Source organism: Nocardia noduli (genome assembly GCF_019038455.1).
GTDB classification, from domain to species: domain Bacteria; phylum Actinomycetota; class Actinomycetes; order Mycobacteriales; family Mycobacteriaceae; genus Nocardia; species Nocardia noduli.
In genome coordinates this window covers 1-2,223 of sequence record NZ_JAFMPL010000216.1, presented here as the reverse complement: position 1 = coordinate 2,223, position 2,223 = coordinate 1, and the positions used below count along the sequence as shown (strand labels likewise).

At 66.8% G+C, this 2,223-nt stretch carries 1 protein-coding gene; it reads right to left on the bottom strand.

From position 1 onward, the window contains the following. Nucleotides 1–2: 2 nt before the first annotated feature. A partial coding sequence (locus tag JZ792_RS40960) for a hypothetical protein (protein WP_216918344.1) occupies nt 3–2,223 on the bottom strand: 2,221 nt, incomplete at its 5' end.

Below are 2,223 nucleotides of genomic sequence, written 5' to 3'. Positions count from 1 at the left end.
GGTCACAGCCGCCGTGCTGGTCCTGGTGCCGGCGGGGGCCGCCGCTGGGCGCTGGTGCGCCGCGCGGCGGCTGTCCAGGGGGTAGTGGTCGCCGAGGGGCGTGGTGCTGTGGCGGGGGGCTCGGCGGCGCGCCGATCGTCGGTGATCTTCTGGAGTCGGTGCAGTGCGGCGCGGGCGGGTTCGGGGACCGTGACCGCGGGGATCGCGTGGTGCTGGCCGTTGTGGTCGGTGCATGTCAGCCCGGTTTCCAGTGCGTCGAGCAGGTGTTGGGCGGAGTCGAAGTCAGCGACGCCTTCTTCGATGCGCAGTGTCGAGTAGGCCGGGTACCTCTGGTGGCTGCGTGCGACCCAGCGCCCGGCTTCGTAGCCGAAGAACACTTCACGTTCTGCCTGGCTCGGGTCGACGAGGCAGAGCATGTAGTCCTCGTTCAGCACGGCCCAGCTGGGTTCGGGTGCCGTGTGGGCGGGAATCGCGGTGGGTTCGGCGACGGCGTGGTGGTTGGGAATCGGAGACAGCGGCCGATGGGTCAGCGAGTCGGTCAGCTGACGCATCGTGGTCCTGGGCAGGCCTGCGGTAAGGACGCTGTGCTGGAGGTGGTCGCGTTGACGAGAGAGAAGTTGCGCGAGCTGGATTCGGCGTGTTGATCGACCGGCCTGGTCGGTGTAGGAGTCGGCGGCCATGATCTGTGTGAGGTGGTGCAGGTGCAGCGCGTCGCTGAACCCGCGCTCGCCGGGGCGGACAGGGTGCGCGGTCACCTGTGTGGTGCGTGCGTCGAGGGCCTCGAGTGAGGGCCACGGATACAGCCGTGCGCGATGAGGTGGCAGGTGCGGTTGGATCGTGACCCCGATGACCTCGTCGGCGATCATGTCCCGGTCGATGTCGCTGAGGTGGGGGGCCAGCAACAATGCATCGATTCGCTCGCTGAGCTCGGAGAGCCGATGCTGTGTTTCCTCGGCGGAGGGTCGGCCCTCGGAGCTGTCGTGTCGGGCGAGCAGTGTCAGATGGCTCAGTGCGACCTCGAGATCGGCTGCGATGAAACCCGACGAGGCCACGGCGGCGGCCAGGTAGAGGTGGTCGCGGTCGGTCATCAGGCGTTTGTTCGCCGTGCTGACACGTCGTAGGGCGAGCATGCGTTCTGCGGGTGCCGCGGTGCGGGCTCGCGATTCCACACCGGCCCGCAGTGTCTGATGGATGGCGAGAGCGGAGTTGGCCGGTGATGGCTGCGACCGGTTCTCGTCGGGCCCGTTGTCGGTGTTGAGGGCGTTGATGAGATAGTCGGTGAACATTTCGTAGGCCTCGACCCTTCGGTACATCGCCAGGTGGTCGATCTGGGCGATGCCGGTCAGAAACTGCTCGTCGGAGGCGCGGCTGATGTCGTGTAGGGCCATTCCGATCTCGGCGACGGGCCCACGGCATCGGAAGGCCACGTTCGAGTCCTGGTCGAACACGGCCATCGCGACCGCGCCGGAGCTTACGATCTGTTGACTGCGGATATGGGTCAGCGCGGTCATGCTGATCAGCCATTCGCGGGCGTGGCTCATCGAATCGAATGCTTGCTCGACCGGTGCCCCCACGGTGCCGGGGGCGGCGAGGCCGGGATCGAGATCTTGAAATACGGCTGTGAACAGTGGTGAGTGCTCCGGCGTGGCGAGAGCGTGTGTGTCTATTTCGAGCAGTGCTTGCGCGAGGTGCAGGTGTGCGGGTTGCGACAGCGGCGCGGATGCCAGTGCTATGGCGTGGATGTCATGGCGAAGCTCTTGTCTGTGGTGGTGGAGCTGGCGGGCGCGGTCTCCGGTCGGGTCGTAGGCGCGCACGGTGACCAGGTCGGTGACAATCGAGCGGTAGTTCTCGATGAGGTCGAAGGCGAGTCGTTCGGAGAAGGGCGCGAACGCGGTGACGTGGGTGTCGTCGATTCCGGTCCGTTCCAAGAGTGCGAGTTGCACGGCGATGTCGGCGCCGGTGCCGGTGAGTTCGTAGAGCGCCGGGGCTCCGATGCCGTTGGATATGCGTGCGTGGTACTGCCAGGTGTGGCTGTGGCGATGGCTGGCCGCCGCAGCGGCGTCGTAGAGCCAGGCTCGCGCGATCCATGGGCTACGGAATCGCGCGGTGTTCGTCAGGGTGGGTATGCGGGAGTCGGTGGACAGGCGGGTGAATCTCGCTTCGTGGGGACCGACGTGGTCGGGTGTGATCGCCAGGTAGGTCATGGCGTGACCGGGGCGGGTT